Here is a 21,412-nt window from a genome sequence, read left to right on the forward strand (position 1 = left end):
CGTGAAAAGCGTCGACTCGGTCGATAGGGGCCTGAATCAGGTACTAGAACGCTCGCTCGTCTCTTAACGGTTTTTCACGGGGCTGGGAGAGACCGAATCGGAGACAGAACCACGGTCGAAATCCGGCGACTCCGGTCGGCTCGAAGCGACTACCGACTACCTGGCGTCCGCCAGTTCCTCGAGCGCCTCCGGGTTCTCGATGCTGCTCATGTCGCCCAAGTCCTCGCCCGTGTAGGTGGCCTCGATGGCCCGGCGGATGATCTTTCCCGACTGGGTCTTCGGCAGTTCGTCGACGAACAGCACCTCGCGCGGGCGGAACGGCTTCCCCAGTTCCTCGCCCACCTGCGCGCGCAGTTCCTCGCGGAGGTCGTCGCTCTCCTCGGCGCCGTCGAGGACGACGTAGGTGACGACCGCGGTCCCGGTCGTTTCGTCCGGCGCGCCGATCGCGGCGGCCTGGTTGACCGCGTCGTGATCGATCAGCGCCCCTTCGACCTCGGCGGGGCCGACCTTGCGTCCGGCGACGTTGAGCGCGTCGTCGGCGCGGCCGTGGAGGAACCAGAAGCCGTCCTCGTCCTTCTGGGCCCAGTCGCCGTGGTTCCACAGGGGCGGGTCCTCGAAGGTCGACCAGTACTCGGTCAGGTAGCGCTCGTCGCCCGACCACAGCGACTTGGTCATCGACGGACAGGAGTCCCTGGCGACGAGGAAGCCCCGGCGGTGCTCCTCCGCGACGGAGGTCCCGTCGCGGTCGACGATGTCGATGTTCATCCCGAGCCCGGGGCCGCCGAGCGTGCAGGGCTTGAGCGGCTGGGTCGGCATCGGCATCAGGAAGCAGCCACAAATCTCGGTGCCCCCGGAGATGTTGATGATCGGCGCCTGGCCGCCGCCGACGTTCTCGTAGAACCAGCGCCAGGACTCGGGGTCCCAGGGCTCGCCCGTCGAGCCGAGTAGCCGGAGCGACGAGAGGTCGTGACCTTCGAGCCAGTCGTCGCCGTGCTTCCGTAACGCGCGGATCGCGGTCGGCGAGATGCCGAACTGGGTGAGGTCGTGTCGGTCGATCATCTCCCAGAACCGGTCGGGTTCGGGGTGGTCGGGCGCGCCCTCGTACATGAAGACGGTGCCGCCGAAAGTGTGGGTCCCGATCAGCGTCCATGGCCCCATCATCCAGCCGATGTCCGAGACCCAGAAGAACCGGTCGGCCGGCTTGAGGTCCATCCCGAAGTAGACCTCCTTGGCGCACTGGACCTGCACGCCCGCGTGGGTGTGGACGATCCCCTTCGGCTTGCCCGTCGTCCCCGACGAATAGAGGAGCATCGACTCCTGATTCGAGGGCAGCGACGCCGTCTCGTACTCGTCGTCTTGCGCCGCCACGGCGTCGTCCCACCACTCGTCGCGGTCGTCGGTCCAGGGGATCTCGGTCTCGCTCCGCCGGTCGCTCGAGCCGAGCCGATCGAAGACGATCGCGTGCTCGACGTGCCCCGCTTCCTCGATCGCCTGGTCGGCCGAGGACTTGAGGAAGACCGGATCGCCGCGTCGATAGAACCCGTCGCCGGTGAACAGCACCGCGGGCTCCGAGTCCTCGATCCGGGTCGCAGCCGCGTCGACGCCGAAGCCCGAGAAGATCGGCACCGCGATCGCGCCCACCTTGAAACAGCCATAGAGGATCGAGACGACCTCGGGTACCATCGGCATGTACAGTCCGACCGTGTCGCCCGCGCCGACGCCGCGTTCCTCGAGGGTGTTCGCGACCTGGTTCGCCTGGCGACGGAGTTCGTGATAGGTCACCTCCCGGACCTCGCCGTCTTCGCCCTCCCAGATGGTAGCGACTTTGTTGCGCCGCTCCTCGTCGCGGGCGGCGTGGCGGTCGACGACGTTGTGTGCGATGTTGAGTTCGCCGTCGACGTACCAGTCGGTGAACTGCGGCCCCTCGCTGCTGTCTCGGACCTCGTCGTAGGCCTCGTAGAACTCGATCCCGAGGTAGTCGACCAGCTCGTCCCAGAACCAGTCGAGGCCGCTCTCGGGTTCGCCCTCGACCTCGGTCGTCGTCCGCTCGATGAGGTCGTCGTAGTCGTCGATCCCGTACGTCTCCATGAAGTCGTAGACGTTGGTAGATTCGACGAACTCCCGGTCGGGTTCGTGGACGATCTCGTCGACATCCTCGAGACTGGGGCTCGTGTTCTCGGACATTGTTACTCGTAGGTAAGGGTCATGCCACCATCAAACAACAGGTCGCCGCCGTCGAGGTGCCGGCCCAGATCCGAGAAGCCGAGCAGGAAGAGGTTGGCGACGTCGACCGGCTCCATCATCTCCTTGACGCGGGACTGGCCGAGCATGACGTCCTCGATTACCTCGTCGACCGAGATCCCGCGCTGTTCGGCGGTGTCCTCGAGTTGGTCGGTCACGAGTGGCGTCTTCACGTAGCCGGTGCTGACCGAGAACGAGCGGATCGCCCCCTCACCCTCGGCGGCGATCGACTGGGTCAGGCCGCGCAGGCCGAACTTCGAGACGTTGTAACCGACCTTGTCGCTGGTGACGTAGTGGCCGTGAACCGAGCCCATGTTGCCGACACAGCCCTCCCCATCCTCGGTCTCTCGGAAGTGCGGGATGCACAGTTTCGAGAGGTACAGCGGCGCGCGGAGCATGATCCGGTGCATCGTATCGTAGGTCTCCATCGGAAAGTCCTCGATCGGGTCGATGTGTTGCATCCCCGCGACGTTCGCGAGGTACTTGATATCACCGAGTTCCGCGGCCTCGTCGACGATTCGCTCGAGGTCGCCGTCGTCCGTGAGGTCGCCGGGAATCGACTCGATCGTTCCCCCGAGGTCGAGTTCTTCGCCGCGGTCGACCGTCCCGTCGAGCCCCTCCTCGTCAACGTCCGTCGCCGCGACGGTGAGTCCGTTCCCCGCGGCCGCCAGCGCCGTCGCTCGACCGATACCCGAGGCCGCGCCCGTCACCAGGCAGACGTTGCGATCGGTGAACGAGTCGTCGTCGAAGTCGTGAATGTCCTCGCGCGCGACCGTCGGTGGGGTGACCTGATCCTGTGACATACTGTTATGAGACCAGACACCGAGGATCACGATAAAAGTGATCAGTGGCCGGCCCGATGTTCTCACTCCGATGAGTGTCACGGATACCGATCGATCGCACGATCGGTCGCTCCGTAGGGACGATCGATCGGCGCCGAGCAGGCCGATTTCCGCCGACGCGGCGCGATAATTGTAATCTAACTTATAGTCGTCTGACGTACGTTTATGTGGCCCGACGGCCCCATAGCGGATATGCCGAACAACCGCGTCGAGGAACTCGAATCGACGGTCGCGAAGCTCGAGTCGACGGTAGAGGGGCTGACAGATGAACTCATCGAAGCGAAGGAGCGCATTCGCGTCCTTGAGGCCGAACTCGACACCGAGACGCCGACGCGCGTCCCCGAGCGTCGGAGCGGCGAGCCCGCCGCGGCGGTCGACGAAGACGAAACGCCCGACGCCGAGTCCGACGACGTCGCCGAAGCGGCGGCCGACGCCGAGGACGACGGCGACGCTGCCGGCGACGAAGCGGAAGACTCAGGTAGCGACGACATTATTGTCGCATAACTGCGGCCGACGCCGTCGGCGAGGCTGGGGGAGCGCCGACGGAGCGATCGTCTCCGCTCTCGCTCCGCCCGGTCCCCACCCCCACCCCGCACCGACGGCCGACGCCGATTTCGCCCCGGAGGCCTCGCAAAGAGAATGTACATCAAGTCGCTCGTCTTAGACAATTTCAAGAGCTTCGGTCGGAAGACGAAGATACCGTTTTATGAGGATTTCACGGTCGTCACGGGCCCGAACGGCTCCGGCAAATCGAACATCATCGACGCCGTGCTGTTCGCGCTCGGCCTGGCCCGCACGCGCGGGATCCGCGCCGAGAAGCTGACGGACCTGATCTACAACCCCGGTCACGAGGACGGCGACGCGTCCGCCGGACCGCGCGAGGCGACCGTTGAGGTTATCCTCGATAACTCGGATCGGACCCTCGAGCGCTCGCAGGTCGTCAACGCCGCGGGCAGCGAGGACGTCGGCGACATCGACGAGGTCCGCATCCGCCGCCGGGTGAAAGAAACCGAGGACAACTACTACTCCTACTACTATCTGAACGACCGCTCGGTCAACCTCTCGGACATTCAGGATCTGCTCGCCCAGGCCGGCGTCACGCCGGAGGGGTACAACGTCGTCATGCAGGGCGACGTCACCGAGATCATCAACATGACCCCCCACGCCCGCCGGGAGATCATCGACGAGATCGCGGGCGTCGCGGAGTTCGACGCCAAGAAGGAGGACGCCTTCGAGGAACTCGAGACCGTCCAAGAGCGGATCGACGAGGCCGAACTCCGCATCGAGGAGAAGCGCGAACGCCTCGAACAGCTCGCGGACGAGCGCCGCCAGGCGATGCGCTATCGGCGCCTCCGCCGCGAGAAAGAGGAGTACGAGGGCTACAAGAAGGCCAGCGAACTCGAGGAGAAACGCGACGAACTCGAGTCGGTCGAGGCGACCGTCGACGACCTCGAAGACGAACTCCGCGAACTCCAGCGCGAACTCGACGAGCGCGAGGGGAAGGTAGTCCGCCTGCAGGAGGATCTCGAGGACTTAAACGCCGAGATCGAGCGCAAGGGCGAGGACGAGCAGCTCCGGATCAAAAGCGAGATCGAGGAGATCAAAGGCGACATCTCGCGGCTCGAGGACAAGATCGAAGCCAGCGAGGAGCAGATCGAGGACGCCGAATCCGAGCGCCGCGAGGCGTTCGTCCAGATCGACCGCAAGCAAGAGCAGATCGAGGAACTCGACGACGAGATCCGCGAACACAAGCTCGAGAAGGCCTCGATCAAGACCGAGATCCAAGAGCGCGAGGCCGAACGCGCGGACCTCGAGGCCGAAATCGAGGCCGTCGACACCGAGTTCGACGAGCTCAAGGCCGACCTGGCCGAGCGCAAGGACGACTTAGAGGCGGCCAAGACCCAGAAGAACGACCGCCAGCGCGAGCAGGACCGCCTGCTCGACGAGGCCAGGCGGCGCTCGAACGCCATCGACGAGAAAGAGGACGCGATCGAAGAGAAACGCGAGCAGCTCCCCGAGATCGAGAGCGAGCGCGGCGACCTCGAGCGGGAACTCGAGAAGGCCGAACAGAACCGCGACAACATCGCCGAGGTCGTCGACGACCTGAAGGCCGAGAAGCGCCGCCTCCAGTCCGACGTCGACGAGCTCGACGACGAGATCCAGGCCAAACAGCAGGAGTACGCCGAACTCGAGGCCAAGGCCGGCGAGAGCGGCGACTCCTCGTTCGGCCGCGCGGTGACGACGATCCTCAACTCGGGGATCGGCGGCGTCCACGGCGCGGTCGCCCAGCTCGGCACCGTTTCGGGCGAGTACGCGGTCGCCTGCGAGACCGCCGCCGGGGGTCGCCTGGCGAACGTGGTCGTCGACGACGACGTCGTCGGCCAGCAGTGTATCGAGCACCTCAAGTCCCGCAACGCCGGCCGGGCTACCTTCCTGCCGCTGACGGACATGAGCCGGCGCCGGCTCCCCAACGCCCCCAGCGATCCGGGCGTCGTCGACTTCGCGTACAACCTGGTCGATTTCGACGACCAGTACGCGGGCGTCTTCTCGTACGTCCTCGGGGACACCTTAGTCGTCGAGGACATCGAGACCGCGCGCTCGTACATGGGCGACTACCGGATGGTCACGCTGGACGGCGACTTGGTCGAGAAGAGTGGTGCCATGACCGGCGGCTCCGGCGGCGGCTCGCGGTACTCCTTCACCGGCGGCGGCGAGGGCCAACTCGAACGCGTCGCGAAGCGGATCACGGAACTCCAAGAGGAACGCGAGGAGCTCCGCGAGGAGCTCCGCGGCGTCGAGGAGCGTCTCGACGACGCCCGCGACCGCAAGAGCGACGCGGCCGACGAGGTGCGTTCGATCGAGTCCGAACTCGAGAAGCTCGACGAGCGGCGCGACCGCATCGAGACGGAGATCGAGGACTTCGAGAGCGACCTCGAGGAACTCCGTGAAGAGCGCGAGTCGGTCGACGAGCGGATGAACGAGATCGCCGACGAGATCGAGGCGAAGACGGCGACGATCGAGGAGATCGAGGCCGACATCGCGGACCTCGAGGGAGAACTCGCGGACTCGAAGATTCCCGAGCTGACCGATCAGATCGAGGAACTCGACGCGGAGATCGACGAGCGCGAGGCCCAGATTCAGGAGATCGACAACGAGCTCAACGAGTTGAACCTCGAGAAGGAGTACGCCGAGGACGCCATCGAGGACCTCCACGACGACATCGAGGCCGCCCAGAACCGCAAGGCCGAGCACGAGGAACACATCGAGGAGTACGAGACCGAGATCGAGGGCAAGCGCGAGACCCTCGCGGAAAAGCGCGAGGCCGTCGAGGAGTTGGAAGCGGAGCTCGCCGAACTGAAAGACGAGCGCAGCGATCGCAAGGAGGAACTGGCCGAGGCCAGGACGGCCCGCGACCAACAACAGGACCGGGTCAACGCTGTCGAGAGCAAACTCGAGGACGCCAGCGAGCGCGCGAGCAGCCTCGAGTGGGAGATCGAGTCCCTCGAGGCCGAGGTCGGCGACTACGACCCCGAGGACGTGCCCGATCACGACACCGTCCTCGAGATGATCGACCTCCTGCAGACCGACATGGAGGCGATGGAGCCGGTCAACATGCTCGCGATCGACGAGTACGACGAGGTCCGCAGCGACCTCGAGGAACTCGAGGACGCAAAGGCCACGCTGGTCGAGGAAGCCGACGGGATCCGCGACCGAATCGAACAGTACGAGACCCAGAAGAAACGGGCGTTCATGGACGCCTACGACGAGATCGCCGCGCACTTCACGGAGATCTTCGAGAAGCTCTCGGAGGGGACCGGCTCGCTCCACCTCGAGGACGAAGCGGACCCGTTCGACGGCGGGCTGACGATGAAGGCCCAGCCGGGCGACAAGCCGATCCAGCGCCTGGACGCGATGTCCGGCGGCGAGAAGTCGCTGACCGCGCTGGCGTTCATCTTCGCGATCCAGCGGCACAACCCGGCGCCGTTCTACGCGCTCGACGAGGTCGACGCCTTCCTCGACGCCGTCAACGCCGAACGGGTCGGCCAGATGGTCGAGGAACTGGCCGGCGACGCGCAGTTCGTCGTCGTCTCCCACCGCTCGGCGATGCTCGACCGCTCCGAGCGGGCGATCGGCGTGACGATGCAACAGGACAACGTGAGCGCGGTGACCGGGATCGACCTGAGCGACGGCGTCGACCCGAGCGGCGAGGAGGTGTCCGTGAGTGACTAGCGAGTCGCCACCCGACTCGGAGAACGCGAGCGCCGAAGGCGCGAGCAGGGAGTCGCGAAGTGATTCCGACTCACGAGACGCTGATCGCGACGAGTTCTATACCGACGGCGGGAGCGACGACATCCCGCTGAACATCGCCGGCCACGAGGACCGCGAGCGGCCGGGGAAATCGGACGCGAGCGAAGAGAGCAACTCGAGCGGCGAGCGCTCGCCGTCCGGCGAGGAGTCGGTCCTCGAGTTCTCCGAAGACGACGGTCTCGGCTCGAGCGCCGGTGACGACCCGGACGTGGACGCGGACGATGACGCCGAAGCGGACGAAGTCGAACCCGTCGAACTCCTCGTACAGCTCGCGAAGGACGGCGAGATCGATCCGTGGGACATCGACGTCGTCCGCGTCACCGACAAGTTCCTCGAGGCGCTGGACGACGCCGACCTGCGGACCTCGGGGCGGGCGCTGTTCTACGCCAGCGTCCTCTTGCGGATGAAAAGCGACGAGCTGTTCGCTCCCGACGAGCCCGAGGAAGAGGAGCTGCCGCCGTGGGAAGCGCCCTTCGCCGACGACGGGGCGATGGACGCGCAGGGCGACGACGGCGCCGGATCCCACCCGCCGGGGTTCGATCCCGTCGAGAACCTGGAGGCGGAGATGGAACGCCGGTTAGAGCGCAAGCACGCCCGCGGAAAGCCGGAGACACTCGACGAACTGGTCCGGGAGCTTCGCACCGCCGAGCGCGACAGCCGGTGGAAGGAGTCGCGCAGCTACGACACGAGCGACTCGCCGAAGGGGTACGACCGCGGCGTCCAGGAGCTGAACTACCACTCCGGCGACGACTTCCGGGTCGACGACGAGCCGACCAGCGACGACGTCACGCACACGACCCACGAGGAGGACATCGAGTCCGTTATCGACGACGTCGAGGCGGAGCTCGAACGCCACTACGAGAACGGGCGCGACGAGGTGCTGTACGCCGAGATCGACGAGGTCGGCGGCTCGCGCGTGATGACCTACCTCGCCTTGCTCTTCCTGGCCCACCGCGGGCGGCTCGTCCTCGAACAGGACGAACTGTTCGGCGACCTCTGGATTCAGGAGGCGACGGTGGACGCGGAACCGGACGAAGCCGACGAAGCGATCGCTGACTGAGCCGTCCCGGTTTCTCGCGGTTCGCGTCGAAACGGTTATTCGTCCGTCACGAGTACCGTTCGACGAATGACACGACCGGACCGCCGTCCGAACGCGGCGCGCGGACTGCGGCGCCTGGCGGACCACGTCGGGTTCGCGCTGCTGTGGTGTTGGATCCTCGTCTCCCTGTTTTTCGTCCCGACGTGGCTCGGGTACTGGTGGGTCGGCGCGCTCCTGTTTGTCGTTGGACTCGTCGTCTGCTGGCAGGCGGCCGGCGCGACGACCGACCCGGTCTACACCGTCGGCACCAAACGCGAGGTCCGGACCGGCCGCGTCGAGTCCGAACGCGTCGACTGCGACGAGTGCGGTCGGCCGGCCGCGGGCGGCGAGTACCGCCGCTACGAGCGCCGGCGCGTCCTGTTCGGCACCACCGTTTCGATTCCGGAATTGGGCGAGAACGTCTACTGCCAGCGGTGTGCGTACGATCCGCGCGATCCCGATTTGATCGCGGGTGAGGAAGCCGCTACCGGCGCGCTCGAGAGCGAGCGGCTAGGCGTCGGTCCGAGCGCCCCCGAGACCGACGGACGGTCGGCGCTCGAATCGGAGCGCCGGTGAGCCGCGCCGTCGACCGAAAGGGCGCGAGCGAGTCGGTGCGAGTAGCAGTAAGTCGAGGAGCCGGTCCGATCAGTCGTCCAAGTAGTCGCCGGCCAGCAGGTCGACGCGCTCGCGGGTCTCCTCGGGGATCGCCGCTTCGGGCGTGTTGATCGTCCCTTCGAGGGCGGACCAGGCGTCGCTCTCGAAGTCCTCGGGCATCGTCCGGATGGCGTGCTCGACGACCTCGTTGATCGCGTCCTGGTTGGCTTCGGCGTTCTCGAGGACCTCCTCCAAGGTGACCTCGTTGTCCGCCTTCCAGACGTCGTAGTCGGTGACGCCGGCGACGGTGGCGTAGCTCAGTTCGGCCTCGCGGGCGAGTTTGGCCTCCGGGATTGCGGTCATGCCGACGATATCCCAGCCCTGATCGCGGTAGAACTCGCTCTCGGCGCGGGTGGAGTACTGCGGCCCCTCGATGCAGACGTAGGTGCCGCCCTTCTCGGTCTCCGTGTCCTCGGTCACCTCCTCGGCTGCGGTCGCCAGGTGGTCGACCATCTCGGGACAGTAGGGGTCGGCAAAGCCCATGTGGACGACCATGCCGTCGCCGAAGAAACTGGACGTGCGGTGTTTGGTCCGGTCGAAGATCTGATCGGGGACGACGAGCGTCCGGGGCGGCAGGTCCTCGCGGAGGCTGCCGACCGCGTTCGTGGCGATGACCCGGTCGACGCCGACGGACTTGAGCGCGTAGATGTTCGCCCGGTAGGACGCGTCGGTCGGCGCGTGTTGGTGGTCCTCGCCGTGGCGCGGGAGGAAGGCGACCTCCTTCCCGGCGAGTTCGCCGAGGGTGACGGCCTCGCTGGGCTCCCCGTAGGGCGTCGAGATCTCCTCCGTGCGGGTGTTCTCGAGTGGCAGTGCCTCGTAGATGCCGCTTCCGCCGATAACGCCGATCGTCATGCGACTACCTCGGCGGACCAGTGCCGTAAACGGCCCGATTGTCTCTCGAATTCGGCGGTCGGTCCCGTCCGTAGGCGCCGGTCAAGCCCGGGAATCGGCGTCGCCTATTCCTGTTCCTCGTTATCACGGTTCACGAGGGCCCAAATAGCCCCGTCGTTACTGTTCGGTTATGGCAATCGGTGAACAGTCGGAGTCGACCGACGGGGACCTCACCGAGGGCAACCTGGTGCGACCGATGATCCGCCTGGCCTGGCCGCTGGTAGTCATCCAACTGCTGCAGGTCGCCTACAACGTCGGCGACACCTTCTGGCTCGGCGCGCTCTCGCCCGACGCGGTCGGCGCGGTGAGCCTGGCCTTTCCGCTGCTCTTTTTGCTGATCGCGATCGGCGGCGGGTTCACGACGGCCGGCGCGATCCTGATCGCCCAGCACACCGGCGCGGAGAGCGGCGAGGCGGGCCTGATCGCCGGGCAGACGCTGTCATTTGTCTCCATCGTCGCCGCGGGGTTGGGGCTGCTCGGGTTCGTCGCGACCGAGCCGATGCTCGCCGCCCTGCCGGCCGACCCCGAGACGCAGGCGGCGATCCTCCCGCTGGCCGCCGGCTACCTCAAGGTGTTCTTCCTCGGCCTGCCCTTCCTCTTCGGCTTCTTCGTCTTCGTCGCGCTCATGCGGGGCTACGGCAGCACCCGGGCGCCGATGCGGGTGATGGTCGTCAGCGTCGCGATCAACCTCGCGATCGACCCGCTGTTCATCTTCGGCGTCGGGCCGGTCCCCCGCCTCGAAGTGCAGGGGGCCGCCGTCGCGACGCTCATCTCGCGGGCGATCGCGACGGCGATCGGCGTCTACCTGCTGTACTACACCGACGTCGGTCCCGACATCCGGGCGGCCCACCTCCGCCCGCGACGCGAGTACATCGCGAAGATCACGCGCCTGGGCATCCCGACGGCCCTCGAACAGTCGATGACGGCGTTGGCGCTGGTTGCGATGACGGCCATGGTCGTGACCTTCCCGCCCGCGGTCGTCGCGGCCTACGGGCTCGGGAATCGGCTGATCTCGCTGGCCTTCCTGCCCGCGCTCGGCACGGGCCAGGCGACGGACACGATCGTCGGCCAAAACTTGGGCGCGGGCAAACCCGATCGCGCGGGGCGGGCGGTCCGGATCGCGGCGAGCGTGATCGCGGCGGTCATGCTCGCGGCGGGTGCGCTGGCGGTCCTCTTCCCGGAGCCGTTCGTCTCGGTGTTCGTCACCGCCGACGAGGCCGGGAAGGAGGCGACGATCGAGTACGGCGTCACCTACCTCCGGTTCGCCGCGGTCGGGTTCGCCTTCATGGGCGTACTCCAGGTGATCCAGGGCGCGTTCCGCGGAGCCGGAAACACGAAGACGGCGCTGGCCTTCGCCGTGCTCGGGCTGTGGATCGTCCGCGTCCCCGTCACCTACGGGCTGCTGTTCGTCGCCGACTGGGGACCGACTGGGATCTGGACGGGCGTCGTGATCGGTGACGTCGCCGGCGCGCTCGCGGCCCTCGCCTGGTTCACCCGCGGGACCTGGAAGAAGTCGATCGTCGACGAGGCGGACGCAGGGACGGAATCGGACGACGCGGATGCGGATGCTGACGCGGACGACCAGGCGGAACCGAACCGGATCGACGCGGATTCGACCGCCGAATAGGGACAGTGCGGAGGGATCGGAGAGAAAATAGCCGCGCCGCGCGACTCGCACTCGAATCGAATTCGATCGAACGCGGATTCGATCCGACTCGATCGGATGCGGTACCGTCTATCCGTCGGCGAGCGACCACTCGCCGGGCCCGGCCGAGACGATGACGTCGCGGCGTTCCATCTCGTTCAAGACCTCCGGCAGCCGGTCTGGCTGGGCGATCTCCATCTCGATGCGCTGGACGCCGTGGTACTCCGTGAGGTAGTGGCGAATCTCCTCCTGGGTGAACGTCGCCTGGTCGGCCTGGTCCATCACGCCGGAGATCAGGTCGACCATGTCCTCGATGAAGTTCCAGGGGTAGACGATCCAGGTCCACTCCTCGAGCTGCTCGCCGACGTAGTCGGGCTGGAACTCGCTGGTGCCCAATAGCTGGAGCGTCGCGGTGCGGACCTCGCCGGCCTCGCGGTCGTCGACGTACTCGTAGGCGCGCTTGATCGACCCGCCGGTGTCGGCGATGTCGTCGATGATGAGCACGTCCTTGTCTTCGACGCTGCCCTCGGGCATCGGGTAGCGGACGGTCGGCTCGCCGGACTTCTGGGCGGTGCCGACGTAGTGTTCCATCTTCAGGCTCGTCAGGTCGTCCAGGCCGAGGAAGTCACAGAGACACCGGCCCGCGAACCAGCCGCCCCGCGCGAGCGCGACGACGACGTCCGGTTCGAACTCGTCGTCGCGCACGTCGTCGCTGACGTCCCGACACAGGCTGTAAATGTACTCCCAATTGGTTATCGTACAGTCGAAATCGTCCGGTAGGTCGGACATCTGATGGCCACCTACGGGGTACCTGGAGCGCGGCCCTCTTAAGTTGGCTGAAACCCGTTTCACGTCCCGCGCCGGCGGGCCTCATAGAATAGTGAACAGTAATTTCTACCGGACTGTCGAACGGTCCGAACTGTAGATGCCCTCGACACGAGACTACGAGTACCTCCTCGAGTGCGAGAACGTGATCGGCGTGGACTACGACGAGGAGGTGGACCGGGTGACGGTGTTCGTTTCGCAGAAACGACCGCGGGACTGCCTCGACGACGCGGACGACGTGGAAAAGCGCGTGGCCGACGCGGGCGACGACGTCGACGTCAGCGTCGTCGACTCGGGGTACGACGAGAAGCGAGAGGGGTTCGACGCCCTCTCGACCCTCGATCCGATGCCCGAGGCCGCGGCGGGACGACAAGAGTGCCACCGCCCCGTCCCCGCCGGCGTCAGCGAGATCAACGCGAACTCGACCGCCGGGACCGGCGGCCCGTATCCGGCTCGCGTCGATCGCGCGAACGGCGACGGGAACGACGACGGCGACGCCACCGACGCTCGCTGGCGCGACGACGTCGCGGACGGCGACCTCGTCCGCCTGTCGAACAACCACGTCTACGCCCGCTCGAACGAGGCGGCGTTCGGAGAGTCGATCCTCCAGCCGTCGCCAGCCGACGGCGGCGACGCGGACGACGAGGTCGGCCAGCTCGTCGGCTACGTCCCGATCGAAGACGACGGCCTGGTCGACGTCGCCGCCCGCTCGGCCGATCCGGACCGGGAGTCCGCGATCTACTACGGGCTGGACGAGGCCTGGCCGACCGGCGTGCGCCGCGAGGGGTACGACGACCTCCGCGGCGAGACGGTCACCAAGACGGGGCGCACGACGGGCGTCACGAGCGCCGCGATCGAGGCGGCGAGCGCGACCGTCCGCGTGGAGTTCGGCGATCGAGGGACGGTCGAGTTCCGCGAACAGCTCGTCGCCGGCCCGATGTCCGAGCCCGGCGACAGCGGCTCGCCGGTCTTCCTCGCGGACGGCCGCCTGGTCGGGCTGCTCTTCGCCGGCTCGAGCCGACAGACGATCTGCAACCGGATCGCGAACGTCGAGCGGGAGTTAGGCGTCGAGATACTCACCGCAGCCCCGAGCGAAGCGCCGGACGACGACGATGACGCGGTCCCGGTTTACAGGACGACGATGGAGCACGCGCTGGCGGTCGAGTTCGACGCGCCGACCCTCTCGCTCGAGTCGATGACGTTCGAGGACGAACTCCGGCCAGGCGAGACCGTCGACGTCGCCGCGACCGTCGCCGCCGAACCCGGCACCTACTGGCTCTCGATCGGCGACCAGCGGGCGACGGTGTCGATTCCGGGCGGCGAGGAATCGGACGGCCTGGCGACGGTGACGCTTTCCGTCTCGGTTCCCGACGACGCGGCGTCGTCGCTTTCCGTCCGGATTCGGGGCGGTCCGGTCGCGACGCTCGAATAGATCGGTCAGTGGTCGAATCGCTCTCACTCTCTTCCGATCCCGGCGGTAACGACCGCCGTAACGGCGTCTCCGAGCGTCGATCGCTACCGTCGAGGTACGCAGTCAGTTATTTATAACTCGATCATACAACCTAGTTATCGATGGCACGAACGCAGATCCAGGCCGCCCGCGACGGAGCGATCACCGAGGAGATGGAACGCGTCGCCAAGCGCGAGAACCGCGATCCGGAGTTCGTCCGCGAGCAGGTCGCCGACGGCCAGGCGGTGATCCCGGCGAACGTCAACCACGACACGCTGGATCCGATGATCATCGGCCGCGAGTTCGCGACGAAGGTCAACGCCAATATCGGCAACAGCGAGACGACCAGCGACGTCGAAACGGAACTCGAGAAGCTCCACACCGCGGTTCACTACGGCGCGGACACGGTGATGGACCTGGGGACCGGAAGCGATCTCGACGAGATCCGGGAGGCCCACGTCGACCACTCGCCGGTCCCGCTCGGGACGGTGCCGCTGTACGAGGCGGTCAAACAGGCCGGCAGTCCCGAGGATATCACGAAAGACCTGCTGCTGGAGATCATCGAGAAACAGGCCGAGCAGGGCGTCGACTACATGACGATCCACGCGGGTATCCTCGCCGAGCACCTGCCGCTGACCGACGGCCGGAAGACCGGGATCGTCTCGCGGGGCGGCTCGATCATGGCTTCGTGGATGGAGGAACACGGGGAACAGAATCCGTTCTACCAGGTCTTCCCCGAGATCTGCGAAATCTTCGCCGAGCACGACGTCACCTTCAGCCTCGGGGACAGCCTCCGACCCGGCTGTCTCGCCGACGCCTGCGACGAGGCTCAGTACGCCGAACTCGACACACTGGGCGAACTCACCCGGATCGGCTGGGACCACGGGGTTCAGGTGATGGTCGAGGGACCAGGTCACGTCCCGATGCACAAGGTCGCCGAGAACGTCGAGCGCCAACAGGAGGTCTGCGACGGCGCGCCCTTCTACGTGCTCGGACCGCTGGTGACCGACGTCGCGCCAGGCTACGACCACATCACCAGCGCGATCGGCGCCGCGATGGCGGCCCAGGCCGGCGCCGCGATGCTGTGTTACGTCACGCCGAAGGAACACCTCGGGCTCCCCGAGGAGGAGGACGTCCGCGACGGCCTGGCGGCCTACCGGATCGCCGCCCACGCCGGCGACGTCGCGAACGAGCGGCCGGGCGCTCGCGACTGGGACGACGCGCTCTCGGAAGCGCGCTACGAGTTCGACTGGCGCGAGCAGTTCCGCCTGGCGCTCGATCCCGACCGCGCGCGGTCGTTCCACGACCAGACGCTGCCCGGCGACAACTACAAGGAGGCCCGCTTTTGCTCGATGTGCGGCGCCGAGTTCTGTTCGATGCGGATCGACCAGGACGCCCGTGCGGACGGCGAGATGGAGACGCTCGTCGACGACGAGGAGGGCACCGACCTCGAGTCCTCGCCCGCGGCGGAGGTCAACCGGCCGCCGGTCGGGACCCACGAGTCGGGCGACCTGCCACCGATGGCGGACCACGATCACGCGGACCCGCTCGAGGAACTCGGGGACAACTGATCGCCGGCGACACCCCCGAGACGGAGGGAGCGAAGTGGCGAGCCACCCCGACGACAGGTCGCTGGGCTTCGTATATCAAGATCGAATACAGTCACAGAGAATCGACCTCGTCTTTATCCGACAGAAGGTGGTCGGTCCGCTATCGATGGCACCCCGACGGCGGACCCTACTTGCGGCGGTATCGACGGCAGCCGCGTCGACGGCGGCCGGCTGCGCCGACCTACTCGCCGGCGACACCGACGAGGAAACTTCCGACCCGGTCGACGACATCGCGACGGCGCTCGTCGAGGACCTGGCGAACGGGCGATTCGAGGAGGCCGGTGAGCGCTTCGCGTCGAACGAACAGGCACGACGCGGCGATCCCGGCCGACTCGAGCGGCTCTGGATGGCCTACACGTCGGTCGGCGGCGACTTCGAGGAGATCGGCGGCACCGACGTCCGAACCGAGAACGGATACGAACTGGTCGACGTCACCCTCTCGTTCGACGGCGGCGACCACGGCTGCGGCGTCGTCGTCGACGGGGACTCGAACGTCGTCGACTGCGGCGTCACCGACGAGTACCAGCGTCCGTCGTACGTCGACTCGGACGCGATCACCGACGCGGACGTGACGCTCTCGGTCCCCGACTGCTCGCTCCCGGGCGTCGTAACGACGCCCGCGGGCGACGACGGGGACGGGGGCGGCGTCCCCGGCGTCGTCCTCGTTCACGACTCCGGGCCGGTGACCAAGGACTCCCCTAACGGCGGAACGAAGGCCTTCGCGGATCTGGCCGAGGGGCTCGCCACGCGGGGCGTCGCGACCCTCCGATACGACAAACGCATCCCCACGTGCGACGTCGCGCCCGGCGAATACACCCTCGACCGCGTCACCGTCGACGACGCGCTCGTCGCGGTCGATCGCCTCCGGGGCGTCGACGGCGTCGATTCGAATCGGATCGTCGTCGTCGGCCACGGCCTCGGTGGCCGGGCCGCGCCCCGGATCACCGCCCGAGACGGCGACCTCGCTGGCGTCGTCGGCCTGGCCGCGCCGGCACGGCCCTACCACGACCTGACCCTCGAGCAACTCGAGCACAAGGTCTCGATCGGCGACCACGAGTGGGACGACCTGGCGAACGTCCACGAGGCTTGGGCCGACCAGATCGAGCGTGTCCGCGAGGGTGAGTACGAAGCGGACGAACAGCTACTCGGTAAGCCGGGCGCGTTCTGGGACAGCCTGGCGGCCTACGATCATCTCGAGGCCGCGGCGGGTCTCGAGACGCCGAGTTACTTCCTGCAGGGTGAGCGCGACTTCCAGGTCTCCGTCGGCGACGACCTGGAGCTGTGGGAGGCCGAACTCACGGGTGATGCGAGCGTCGAGACCTACGAGGGACTCGATCACCTGTTCATGCCGGGCGAGGGCGAGTCCGTGGAGTTCGCGTACGCCCTCCGGAACAACGTAGCCGAGCGGGTCGTCGACGACCTCGCGGCCTGGATCGGGGAGCTGTAGTCCGTCGCTCCGCGAGACCGATAGCGGCGAGCCGTCGGTCCGACGGCCGCCGACACGACCGAGGATTGATACGTCGGTCGCCCCACCCACGCCGTATGGGAACGGAGACGATTCGAGTCCTCCAGGTCGACGCGTTTACCGACGAACCGCTGACGGGGAACCCGGCAGGAGTCGTCCCGGACGCGGACGGCCTCTCGGCCGACCAGATGCAGGCGATCGCGGCCGAGATGGCCGTCAGCGAGACGGCGTTCCTCCGATCGAGCGCGGACGCCGACCGCCGGGTGCGGTACTTCACGCCGACCCAGGAGGTCGACCTCTGCGGGCACGCGACGATCGGGTCCTTCGCTCACCTCGCCGACGAGGGGCTCGAGCCAGGGACGACGACCCTCGAGACGAACGTCGGCGTCCTCGAGATCGAGGTCGGATCGGACGGCACGGTCTGGATGACTCAGGACGAGCCGACGATCCGCGAGGTCGACGTCGGCTACGACCGCGTCGCCGACGCCCTGGGCGTCGACCGGGCCGCGCTCGAGGGTGCGAGCGCGGACATCCCGCTCGCGGTCGCCTCGACCGGCCTCCCCTTCCTGATCGCACCGATTACCTACCTCTCGGACGTCGGCGACGCCGACCCCGACATGGCGGCGATCGAGGCGCTCACCGACGACGTCGACGCGGCGGGCGTCTACCTCTTCACGTTCGACGCGCTCGACGCCGCGTCGACGCTGCACGGCCGCATGTTCGCGCCTGGCGCCGGCGTCCTGGAAGACCCCGTCACCGGCACTGCCAGCGGCGCCGTCGCCGCGTACCTCGACCGCTTCGGCGCGTTCGACGACGACCTCCCCGAGGAACTCCGGCTCGAACAGGGCCACTACGTCGACCGGCCCGGCCTGGTCCGCGTTCGCCTCGACGATTCGGTGCGGGTCGGGGGCCGCGGCGTGACGGTACTGGACGGGTCGATCGCCGTCCCCGCGGACGACGAGGACGAGATTCTCGAGGCCTGATCCGAATCGGAGTCGGCATCAGCGTCGGCGCCGGCGTCACACTCAGGCGAGTGGATCGTCGCGATCGTCGTCGGTACTGTGGCTGTCGACGCTGGCACCGTCAGCGCTGTCCCCGCCGTCGCCGCTACCGGCATCGGTGTCGGCGGCATCGACTGGCGCGTTCGACGGACTCGAGGGCGGCAACGGCGCCGTCTCGGACGATCTCGATTCCACCCCCGATTCTAACTCCGGCGTCTCGTTTCCGGCGGCCGCGTCCTGCACGCGGTCCTCGTCGAACGTCGCGACGCGCTCGTCCGTCTCGAGCGCGTCGACTGTTCGCCGAGTCGCTTCGACTTCGGCTTCCAGTTCGGCCAGGCGGTCGTCGAGACCGTCGCGGACCTCGCTCGCGAGCCGCGTCGAGTCGAGCTGCTGGGCGGCGGCCCGTCCCGTCGCGCGGGGAAGGGTCACGAACAGCGCGTAGGTCTTCCCGAGTTGCCAGACCACGACGCCGAGGACGGTGAAGGCGACGGTGATCGTCGGATCGGCTCGCTCGAGGGCCGGACCGGGGTTCAGCGGATCGGCGAGTAGTGCAGTGATCGAACTGCCGAAGCCGACGAGCAGTCCGACCGCGACCAGCGCCAGGCCGAGTCCCAGCGCGCCGACGGCGATTGCGCGATAGACGAGCGTCCACCTGAGAGGATTTCGAAGATCCATACCGGCGACAGATACTGGAATTGTATAATCGCTACGAACGACAAATCGGGAGCGTGAAACGTTCGACCGTTCGCGACGAGGTCGTCGTTTGCCAGCAGTTCACGGTGTGAGGCCGCGATTCCTTCGAAGTTACATTCGTCCAATAGTGCCCCGGGATGGCCGCGGACGGTAGAAACTAATTCACTTGTGAGTTGCGATTTCGCGCAATTGTTCGCAACCTTCTTTATTCGGTCCAGTGACCACGCAGGTAGAGATGGCTGTACTCTGGCTGGACGAGATCGGTGCCGGTGACCTGGAGAAGGTCGGCGGTAAAGGTGCTTCCCTGGGCGAGCTCACGGGCGCGGGGCTCCCCGTCCCATCGGGATTCGTGGTGACCGCTGGGACCTATCGATCGTTCATCGAAGCGGCCGAGATCGACGAGGAACTGTTCGAGGTCGTCGACGTCGACGTCGAGGACTCGGCCGCGTTGGCCGAGGCGGCCGACCGCGCGCAGGAACTCATCCTCGAAACGCCGTTCCCGGACGCGCTCCGCGAGGAGATCCTCGACTCCTACCACGAGATCGACACGGACGGGGCGAGGTCGTCCGATCGCGAGACGTCGTCCGGCGCAGGCGACGCGTTCGTCGCCGTGCGCTCGTCGGCGACGGCCGAGGACCTGCCCGATGCCTCCTTCGCTGGGCAACAGGAGACGTTTCTCAACATCACCGAGGAGGACTTACTCGACCGAGTTCGGGAGTGCTGGGCCTCCCTGTTCACCCAGCGAGCGATCTACTACCGCCAGGAGCAGGGCTTCGACCACTCTGCCGTGAACATCGCGGTCGTCGTCCAGCAGATGGTCGACGCCGAGAAGTCCGGCGTGATGTTCACGAGCCACCCCTCGACGGGCGATCCGACGATGATCATCGAGGCCGCGTGGGGGCTCGGCGAGGCCGTCGTCTCGGGGGCCGTCTCCCCGGACAACTACGTCGTCGACCGCCAGGACCGCGACGTCGACGTCACCGTCGCCGAGAAGAAGGTGATGCACGAGAAAGACGAGGAGACCGGCGAGACGGTCGAACGTGAGGTCCCCGAAGACAAGCGCAACGCGCGAGTCCTCGCCGACGACGAGATCGACGCCCTCATGGACCTCGGCGAGCGCGTCGAGGATCACTACGGCGAGCCCCAGGACGTCGAGTGGGCCGTCTTCGAGGGAGACGTCTACATGCTCCAGTCGCGTCCGATCACGACGATCGACGAGAGCGGCGACGTCGCGGTCGATGCGGACACCGGCAGCGTCGACGCCGCGAAGGGGCTGACCGACGGCAGCGGCGGCGTCAAGGCCGCTGACAGCGGGAGCGCCGACGCGGCCGACGCGGGCTCGAACGGCTCCGGCGAGGTCATCGTCGACGGTCTGGGCTCGAGCCCTGGCACCGTCAGCGGAGCCGCGCGGATCGTCACTAAGCTCGACGACCTCGACAAGGTCGGTGAGGGCGATATCATCGTCACCGAGATGACGATGCCCGACATGGTCCCCGCGATGAAACGAGCCTCGGGGATCGTCACCGACGAGGGCGGCATGACCAGCCACGCCGCCATCGTCTCGCGGGAACTGGGCGTTCCCGCCGTCGTCGGAACGACCAACGCCACGACCGTCCTGGAGGACGGCCAGGTCGTCACGCTCGACGGCGACAAGGGCCAGATACTCGAGGGCGCGGAGATCGAACCCGAAGAGGAGACCGAGCCGGTCGAGGAGGTCCGCCCGCAGTCGCCGGTCAAGCCGATGACCGCGACGGAGGTCAAGGTCAACGTCTCCATTCCGGAGGCCGCAGAGCGCGCGGCCGCGACCGGCGCCGACGGCGTCGGCCTGCTGCGTATGGAGCACATGATCCTCTCGCTGAACCAGACCCCGGCGAAGTTCATCGCCGAGAACGGCGAGGACGCCTACATCCAGGAACTCGTCCAGGGGGTCCGCAACGTCGCCGACGAGTTCTATCCCCGGCCCGTCCGCGTGCGCACCCTCGACGCGCCGACCGACGAGTTCCGCCAGCTCGAGGGCGGCGAGGACGAACCCAAAGAGCACAACCCGATGCTCGGCTACCGGGGGATCCGGCGCTCGCTCGACCGGCCCGACGTCTTCGCCCACGAGCTCGAGGCGTTCCGCCGGCTCTACGAGATGGGCTACGACAACGTCGAGATCATGTTCCCGCTGGTCAACGACGCCGAGGACATCTATCGCGCGAAGGACCTGATGAAGAAGGCCGGGATCGACCCCGAGAAGCGCAAGTGGGGCGCGATGATCGAGACGCCCGCCTCCGCGCTGTCCGTCGAGGAGATGGCCAAGGCGGGCATCGACTTCGCCTCCTTCGGCACCAACGACCTCACCCAGTACACGCTCGCGGTCGACCGCAACAACGAGCACGTCGCCGACCGCTTCGACGAACTCCACCCCGCCGTCTTGCGCCTGATCGGCGACGTCATCGAGACCTGCCGCGAACACGACGTCGACACCAGCATCTGCGGCCAGGCGGGCTCGAAACCGGAGATGGTTCAGTTCCTCGTCAACGAGGGCGTCAACTCCATCTCGGCGAACATCGACGCGGTCCGCGACGTTCAACACGAGGTCAAGCGGGTCGAGCAGAAGCTCCTGCTCGAGTCGGTTCGGTAACGGAACCGGTCTGCCCTCGTTCCCGGGTTCGGTTTTTCGCGGTTGCAGCGGTTGTACTCGCGTTCGCGTCCCTCATCGCCGCC

15 protein-coding genes are annotated in these 21,412 nt (G+C 67.2%); 10 read left to right on the forward strand and 5 right to left on the reverse strand.

Features of this window, described 5'->3' with window-relative positions:
- Positions 1-156: 156 nt before the first annotated feature.
- The gene (locus BMY29_RS09000; protein ID WP_049988982.1) at positions 157-2,184 is read right to left on the reverse strand and encodes an AMP-binding protein; all 2,028 of its coding nucleotides are present in this window, start codon (positions 2,182-2,184) and stop codon (positions 157-159) included.
- Positions 2,185-2,186: 2 nt separating this feature from the next.
- Complete coding sequence (locus BMY29_RS09005) at positions 2,187-3,044, reverse strand: SDR family oxidoreductase (protein ID WP_049988981.1); 858 nt, start codon at positions 3,042-3,044, stop codon at positions 2,187-2,189.
- Positions 3,045-3,275: 231 nt separating this feature from the next.
- On the opposite strand from BMY29_RS09005, the gene BMY29_RS09010 reads away from it, so the two are divergent.
- The 4 genes from BMY29_RS09010 to BMY29_RS09025 all read left to right on the forward strand — a co-directional run bounded on the left by BMY29_RS09010 (position 3,276) and on the right by BMY29_RS09025 (position 9,045).
- Positions 3,276-3,587, forward strand: coding sequence for a DUF7518 family protein (locus BMY29_RS09010; RefSeq protein ID WP_049988980.1), 312 nt, complete (start codon positions 3,276-3,278; stop codon positions 3,585-3,587).
- 135 nt (positions 3,588-3,722) lie between these two features.
- A complete protein-coding gene (gene smc, locus BMY29_RS09015) occupies positions 3,723-7,313 on the forward strand; it encodes a chromosome segregation protein SMC (RefSeq protein ID WP_049988979.1) in 3,591 nt (1,196 codons plus the stop codon).
- Entirely contained in the window at positions 7,306-8,451 is a 1,146-nt protein-coding gene (locus BMY29_RS09020) for a segregation/condensation protein A (RefSeq protein WP_049988978.1), read from the forward strand. Before smc ends, BMY29_RS09020 begins: the two co-directional genes overlap by 8 nt.
- A gap of 66 nt (positions 8,452-8,517) precedes the next feature.
- Entirely contained in the window at positions 8,518-9,045 is a 528-nt protein-coding gene (locus BMY29_RS09025) for a DUF8108 domain-containing protein (protein ID WP_049988977.1), read from the forward strand.
- Between the two features lie 69 nt (positions 9,046-9,114).
- Here the strand turns inward: BMY29_RS09025 and mtnP are convergent, their stop codons facing one another.
- Positions 9,115-9,975 carry an S-methyl-5'-thioadenosine phosphorylase gene (mtnP, locus tag BMY29_RS09030; RefSeq protein WP_049988976.1) on the reverse strand — a complete coding sequence of 287 codons (861 nt, stop codon included), beginning with the start codon at positions 9,973-9,975 and terminating at the stop codon, positions 9,115-9,117.
- A 169-nt stretch (positions 9,976-10,144) separates the two neighbouring features.
- Here mtnP and BMY29_RS09035 point away from each other — a divergent pair, with 169 nt between their 5' ends.
- Positions 10,145-11,641, forward strand: coding sequence for an MATE family efflux transporter (locus BMY29_RS09035; protein ID WP_049988975.1), 1,497 nt, complete (start codon positions 10,145-10,147; stop codon positions 11,639-11,641).
- Between the two features lie 108 nt (positions 11,642-11,749).
- Here the strand turns inward: BMY29_RS09035 and BMY29_RS09040 are convergent, their stop codons facing one another.
- Positions 11,750-12,448, reverse strand: a complete 699-nt coding sequence (locus tag BMY29_RS09040) for a phosphoribosyltransferase (RefSeq protein ID WP_049988974.1) — start codon at positions 12,446-12,448, stop codon at positions 11,750-11,752.
- Between the two features lie 136 nt (positions 12,449-12,584).
- On the opposite strand from BMY29_RS09040, the gene BMY29_RS09045 reads away from it, so the two are divergent.
- The 4 genes from BMY29_RS09045 (at position 12,585) to BMY29_RS09060 (ending at position 17,992) form a co-directional block, all read left to right on the forward strand.
- Positions 12,585-13,916, forward strand: coding sequence for a chymotrypsin family serine protease (locus BMY29_RS09045; protein WP_049988973.1), 1,332 nt, complete (start codon positions 12,585-12,587; stop codon positions 13,914-13,916).
- Between the two features lie 140 nt (positions 13,917-14,056).
- A complete protein-coding gene (gene thiC / locus BMY29_RS09050) occupies positions 14,057-15,505 on the forward strand; it encodes a phosphomethylpyrimidine synthase ThiC (protein ID WP_049988972.1) in 1,449 nt (482 codons plus the stop codon).
- A 145-nt stretch (positions 15,506-15,650) separates the two neighbouring features.
- Positions 15,651-16,991 (forward strand): alpha/beta hydrolase, encoded by a 1,341-nt coding sequence (locus BMY29_RS09055; protein WP_049988971.1) that lies wholly within the window; start codon positions 15,651-15,653, stop codon positions 16,989-16,991.
- Positions 16,992-17,086: 95 nt separating this feature from the next.
- On the forward strand, positions 17,087-17,992 hold the full coding sequence (locus tag BMY29_RS09060; protein WP_049988970.1) for a PhzF family phenazine biosynthesis protein: 906 nt from the start codon (positions 17,087-17,089) through the stop codon (positions 17,990-17,992).
- Positions 17,993-18,034: 42 nt separating this feature from the next.
- Here BMY29_RS09060 and BMY29_RS09065 read toward each other — a convergent pair whose 3' ends face one another.
- Positions 18,035-18,685: a hypothetical protein gene (locus BMY29_RS09065; protein WP_049988969.1), complete on the reverse strand. Its 651-nt coding sequence runs from the start codon at positions 18,683-18,685 to the stop codon at positions 18,035-18,037.
- 253 nt (positions 18,686-18,938) lie between these two features.
- Between BMY29_RS09065 and ppsA the strand changes: the two genes are divergently transcribed.
- Complete coding sequence (gene ppsA / locus BMY29_RS09070; RefSeq protein WP_049988968.1) at positions 18,939-21,329, forward strand: phosphoenolpyruvate synthase; 2,391 nt, start codon at positions 18,939-18,941, stop codon at positions 21,327-21,329.
- Positions 21,330-21,412 lie beyond the last annotated feature (83 nt).

Source organism: Natrinema salifodinae, from assembly GCF_900110455.1.
Classification (GTDB): domain Archaea; phylum Halobacteriota; class Halobacteria; order Halobacteriales; family Natrialbaceae; genus Natrinema; species Natrinema salifodinae.